Here is a 5678-nt window from a genome sequence, read left to right on the forward strand (position 1 = left end):
AAGTCGATCAGCAGCGCATCTCCGGCCTGTATTTCATAATCGTCGCGGGCATGGGCATGGGAATGGGCGGAATTGTCCGAGGCCGCAACCAGCGCGCCAAAGGCCTGATCGTCAGCCCCATGGGCAAAGAGGGCGGCGACAAGGATGCGTTCGACCTGCGCTTCGGTCATGCCCGCCTTGACCTGATCCAGCGTTTCGCCAAGGGCGGTTTCGGATATCCGGATCGCCTCGGAAAGGGCCGCGATTTCCGCGCGTGTTTTCTTCAGCCGCAATCCGGCGATCCGGGTTTCGCCATCGATGACATTGAGGCCGGGATTGGCCGAGGTCAGCGCGTGATGGGTAAAGACCCGCATCACCTGACCTTCGACAGCGACCGATCCAAGCGGCAGATGGCCTGCCATGGCCAGAAACGCGTCATTGTAGCCGGTCTGGTCGCGCCAGTCGAAAACCTCGCCCTCAAAGCCGAGCTTGGCAAAGGAGGTCAGTTCAAGATTGGGAACAAGGGCCGCGGGCGTGCCCTCGGCCGGAATGACAATAACCATCGGTCGTTCATTGGTGCCGAAGGACGCGTCATAGAGGCGTTCGAAATTCGGCCCTGGCACGAGTGCCACGGCATCAACACCCAAATCGCGCGCAATCGCACGATGTGCGGCGTAACGGTCGGTCATGAACTGTATCCCCCCGGGGAAGAAAGGCGGGGCCAATGCGGCCCCGCTAATTTTTATTGTTATTATTCAGTCAGATCGACGCCATAGAAGATATGGCCGCCGAGCGGGTGGACCTTGTAGCCGGTCACTTTCGGGTTGATCGGCATGAACACGACCGAATGTGCGATCGTGGCCCAGGGCGCTTCACGCTTGAAGACAACCTGTGCTTCTTCATAAAGCCGGGTGCGTTCTGCCGGGTCCGAGGCAACCTTGGCCTTCTGGATCAGGTCTTCGAACTCGTCGTTGCACCACTGGGCGCGGTTGGAGCCGCCGACACCGTCACAGCCAAGAAGCACGGCCAGGAAGTTGTCCGGGTCGCCGTTGTCACCGGTCCAGCCCAGCAGTACCGCGCCGTCGCGATCCTCGGCCTTCGACCGGTCAAGATATTCGCCCCATTCGTAAGAGACGATCTCGACATTGACGCCGATCTTGGCCATGTCCGCCTGCATCAGTTCGGCCATGCGGCGGGCATTCGGATTGTAGGGGCGCTGCACCGGCATTGCCCAGATCTTCATGTTGAGATCGGTCACACCCTCGGCGGCCAAAGCGGCCTTGGCGGCCTCCGGATCGTAGGGGTCGTCCACAATCGCGTCGTTATAGGACCAGATGGTCGGCGGGATCGGGTTCTTGGCGACCTGACCCGAGCCCTGGAACACAACATCGATGATCGCCTGCTTGTCGATCGCCATGTTCAGCGCCTTGCGGACATTGGTATTGTCGAAGGGCGCGACCTTGGTGTTGTAAGCCAGATAGCCGACATTCAGGCCTTCCTGCTCAAGCATGGTCACATCCGGATCGGCCTTCATCGCCTCGATATCGGCCGGGTTCGGATAGGGCATAACATGGCATTCGCCTGCCTTCAGCTTCTGATAGCGCACGCTCGCATCCGGCGTGATCGCAAAGACCAGATCATCGATAGGCGAGGCACCGCGCCAGTAATCGGCATTGGCCTTGTAACGGACAACGGCGTCCTTCTGATAGGCGACGAAGCTGAACGGACCGGTGCCGATCGGGGCCTGATTGACCATTTCCGGCGTACCGGCTGCAAGCATCGCGTCGGCATATTCCTTCGACACGATCGAGGCGAAGCCCATCGCGAGGTTCGAAATCATCGGCGCTTCGGGCCGGTTCAGGACGAACTTGACCGTGTAGTCGTCAACCTTGACGATTTCCTTGATCAGGTCCGGCATCGACATGCCGTTGAAGTATTCCCAAGTGCCGCCGGAAACCTGATTGTACGGGTTTTCGGCATTGCCCTGACGATCGAAGGAAAAGATCACATCATCCGCGTTGAAGTCGCGCGTCGGGGTGAACTGGTCGTTCGAATGGAATTTGACGCCCTGACGCAGGTGGAACGTGTATTCCAGCCCGTCTTCCGACGCTTCCCAGCTTTCGGCAAGGCCCGGGATGACATTGGTGGTGCCGGTCTCAAAGAGAACCAGCTTGTCATAGATCGTGTGCTCGGAGGCGTCGAAGGTGGTGCCGGACGTGTAAAGCGCCGCATCGAAGCCTTCGGGCGAGCCTTCCGAACAATAGACCAGAGTCTTGGCGGAGGCAGCACCCACGCTGAGTGCGGTTAGTACAAGGCCGGTGGCGAGTTGGTATCTGAGGTTCATGTCTTGCTCCCAGGTGTTGAAGTTATTGTTTTTCTTCAGGTTATTGCTGTCATTTCAGGGGTTGAAATGGCAGGTGGTATCCCCGGCCCGCTCATTGGGGGCGGTCGGGGCATCTTCTGGCGCGGCGGGCGGGCATCATTCTCCATCCTCCCGCAATCCGGTGGCGAGCGAGGGTACGATGGGGGCCGCGCGGGTGGGGCCGTGGAACAGCTCCAGCGTGCCGGTCCACAGCACCTTGGCCCAGTCGCCGCTGTCATTGTACCAGCCATGCGGCCGGTTGCCGCTGTAATGCAGGCTGTCGCCCACCTGCATGCGAAACTCCTCACCCTCCAGCACCTGCACGACCGAACCTTCGAGGACGACGACGATCTCTTCGCCCTCATGGCTGACGGTTTCAGACCGGTAGCCGGGCGGGACATGCAGGATGAACGAGGACAACTGGCTGCCGGGAAATTCTGCGCCGATGCGTTCGTAGACGACGGATGACCCGTCGATGGAGAATTTGGGCCGGTTGGCGGCGATGGTCAGCGCGTCGGCGGGGCGCGGCGTGGCGATGAAGTAATCCAGCCCGACGCCAAGCGCCTTGGCGATCTGCGCCAGCGTTCCAAGGGTCGGGGTCGCATTGTCGCGTTCCAGCTGGCTGAGATACCCGACCGAGACGCCGGAACTTTCGCCCAGTTCCTGTAGCGTGATCGCCAGTTTCCTGCGGCGGCCGCGAATGAGCGGGCCGATACTGGTCGTCGTCTGCGGCAGCGGGCGTGACAAGTGTTCTCAATCCGAGTCGTGTGAATTCCTATGCTACGACAATAATTTTTTTTGTCACGCTAAAAAGAATGTTAACCCGGCGTCAGGTGCGGGTCGGCGTTTCGATCCTTATATGTCATGCGATTGGCGATTTTCCGCATCAGTGTGGAATTCCAGATGGTTGCGCCGGGGCCAATCGCCATTCGTAACATACCGCTCCGGGTGGGCGTGCGGCCCTTTTGCGCCGGGCGTCACCACGGGTTCCGGGCTGACATGACCGCTGATCGGGGGCAATTGTACGGTCTCTGGTCGGTGGCAAGGCCGTTGACATGTCCGCCGTCCGGTCGCGATCTATCGCCTGATGCCGCTGGCCTTCGGTCGGTCGCCTTGGCTAAACTGCGCCGGGAAGGGAGGGCCGCATGATCCGACGCATACTGGCGCTGATGCTTTTTCTTGCCCTCGCAGGGGGTGTGACCGGTGTGGTCTGGTGGCGGGCGCTGAACGATGCGCTGACACGGCTGGAGGAACGCGGACGCGCCGATCTGGCTTTGGCGGGCGATCGGCTGCTTGGGCAGTTGCAGCGCTACCGGGAAATGACGGTTCTCATGGCCGACCATCCGCAGGTGCTGCGCCTCGCGCTTGAGCCCGATACCGGGCCCGCAGAGGTTGACCTGCTGCTGCGCCGCACCGCCGACATGACCCGCTCGGACGAATTGCATATGACGGATGCGAAAGGGCGGGTTGTCGCCTCATCCGGGGCGGTGCATGGGGCCGATCTTGGCCCGACCCCCTATTTCCGCCGTGCGATGCAGGGGGCCTTGGGGTTTCACCATGAAATCGATCCGGCAAGCGGACGGCGGCTCTTTGTCTATGCGGCACCGATCTTTTCGCCCGAAGGCCCGGTTGCCGGGGCGCTGATCACCCGGATCGAGACAGAAGCGGTCGAGGTCACATGGCGCGGTGAACCGATGATCGTCTTCTTCACCGACAGTGACGGCATTGCGTTCGTGTCGAACCGGGATGAGCTTGTGCTGGTCCGGCTGGACCTTCTGCCTCATGGCGAAGGGGAGGTGCCTGCGGACCTGCTTCACCGCCAGGTGCGCCAGATCGGCCGGCATGAAATCTGGGATGTCGATGGCGGGCCCTATCTGCCAGCCCGCGCCCTGCACCTGACCCGTGACCTGCCTGTGATCGAAATGACGGGTGAGGCGCTTGTGAACGTCGCCCCGGCCGAACGGCAGGCCCTGTTGCAGGCGCTTCTGGTCGCGGCGGCCTGTATTGTCATCGGCACGGCCCTCTATGCGCTGCTGGAACGCCGCCGGGCCCTGGGTGTGCAGCTTGCTGCCGAGGCCGAGGCGAATGCGCGGCTGGAAAGCCGGGTCGATGAACGCACACGCGAACTTTCCGAGGCCAACGAACAGCTTCACCGCGCGCAGGCGGACCTCGTCCGGGCGGGCAAGCTGTCGGCGCTTGGTCAGATGTCGGCCGGGATCAGCCATGAACTCAACCAGCCCTTGATGGCGATCCAGTCCTATGCCGAAAATGCCGGTCTGTTTCTTGATCGGGGCGAGCCTGCGAAGACCGCTGACAACCTCGGCCGGATCAATGACCTTGCCCGCCGCATGGGGCGGATCATCAAGAACCTGCGCGCCTTCGCCCGGCAGGAAAGCGAAGCGATGAGCGATGTCGATCTGGCTCAGGTCGTGGCGGCTGCACTGGAGCTGAGCGAGGCGCGGTTGCACGCGGCGGGCGTCAGCGTCAACTGGACACCCCCCGGTCATGCGGTCTGGGCCCGTGGCGGCGAGGTGCGGTTGCAACAGGTGGTCATGAACCTGCTTGCCAATGCGGCCGATGCCATGACCGAGGGCGGGACGGTGGCGATCCGTGTCAGCAGCAAGGAGGCCAGGGTGCATCTGTCTGTGGCCGACAGCGGACCCGGCATCAAGGAACCCGACCGGGTTTTTGATCCTTTCTATTCGACCAAGGAAGTCGGCGCGAGTGAAGGGATGGGACTGGGCCTGTCGATCTCTTACGGGATCGTGCAAAGCTTCGGCGGGGCGATCACTGGCCGTAACCGGCCAGAGGGTGGTGCCGAATTCACCATTGAACTTGATGCTGCGCGTAAGGCGAGGGCCGCATGACGGAACGGGTGCTTTTGGTCGATGACGACCGCGCCGTGCGCGAGGCTTTGGGCCAGACGCTGGAACTTGCTGGGCTGAGGCCGGTTCTCGCCTCAAGTTTCATCGAGGCAAAGGACCATATCGCCCGCGACTTCGCGGGGGTGGTCGTGTCTGATATCCGAATGCCGGGGCGGGACGGCTTTCACCTTCTTGACCATGCGCGCAAGACCGACCCGGACCTTCCGGTGATCCTCTTGACCGGCGAAGGCGATGTGCCGATGGCGGTGCGCGCGATGGCGGAAGGCGCGCATTCGTTCCTTGAAAAGCCCTGCGCCCCGGCGGATTTCCTGTCGGTCGTCGAAAAGGCGCTCAAGGCGCGGGCCCTTGTGCTCGAAAACCGCCGGCTGCGCCTGCAGATCGAGGCCGGGGATGCGGCGTCGCGGATGCTGTTCGGACAGTCCCCGCAGGCCGATGCGTTGCGACGCGAGGTC

5 protein-coding genes are annotated in these 5678 nt (G+C 62.2%); 2 read left to right on the plus strand and 3 right to left on the minus strand.

Translation table 11 applies throughout. The features are described from left to right. From WBB85_RS18390 to WBB85_RS18400, 3 genes are all read right to left on the minus strand, one after another. Positions 1-668: M24 family metallopeptidase (locus WBB85_RS18390; RefSeq protein ID WP_432640045.1), on the minus strand; the 668-nt coding region annotated here is incomplete at its 3' end. A 62-nt stretch (positions 669-730) separates the two neighbouring features. Next, a complete protein-coding gene (locus WBB85_RS18395; protein WP_432640046.1) occupies positions 731-2323 on the minus strand; it encodes an ABC transporter substrate-binding protein in 1593 nt (530 codons plus the stop codon). Between the two features lie 135 nt (positions 2324-2458). After that, positions 2459-3088, minus strand: a complete 630-nt coding sequence (locus tag WBB85_RS18400) for a helix-turn-helix domain-containing protein (protein ID WP_432640047.1) — start codon at positions 3086-3088, stop codon at positions 2459-2461. Between the two features lie 398 nt (positions 3089-3486). Between WBB85_RS18400 and WBB85_RS18405 the strand changes: the two genes are divergently transcribed. Together WBB85_RS18405 and WBB85_RS18410 are read left to right on the plus strand one after the other, a co-directional pair. After that, positions 3487-5208, plus strand: coding sequence for an ATP-binding protein (locus WBB85_RS18405; protein WP_432640048.1), 1722 nt, complete (start codon positions 3487-3489; stop codon positions 5206-5208). Next, a partial coding sequence (locus WBB85_RS18410; protein WP_432640049.1) for a sigma-54-dependent Fis family transcriptional regulator occupies positions 5205-5678 on the plus strand: 474 nt, incomplete at its 3' end. The genes WBB85_RS18405 and WBB85_RS18410, both read left to right, overlap by 4 nt.

Source organism: Albidovulum sp. (assembly GCF_049646345.1).
In the GTDB taxonomy this organism is placed as follows: Bacteria; Pseudomonadota; Alphaproteobacteria; order Rhodobacterales; family Rhodobacteraceae; genus Albidovulum.

What these genes read in the sequence shown, in the direction of transcription:
- WBB85_RS18395 (WP_432640046.1), bottom strand. Translation starts at nt 2,323, where the DNA reads ATGAACCTCAGATACCAACTCGCCACCGGCCTTGTACTAACCGCACTC.
- WBB85_RS18405 (WP_432640048.1), top strand. Translation starts at nt 3,487, where the DNA reads ATGATCCGACGCATACTGGCGCTGATGCTTTTTCTTGCCCTCGCAGGG.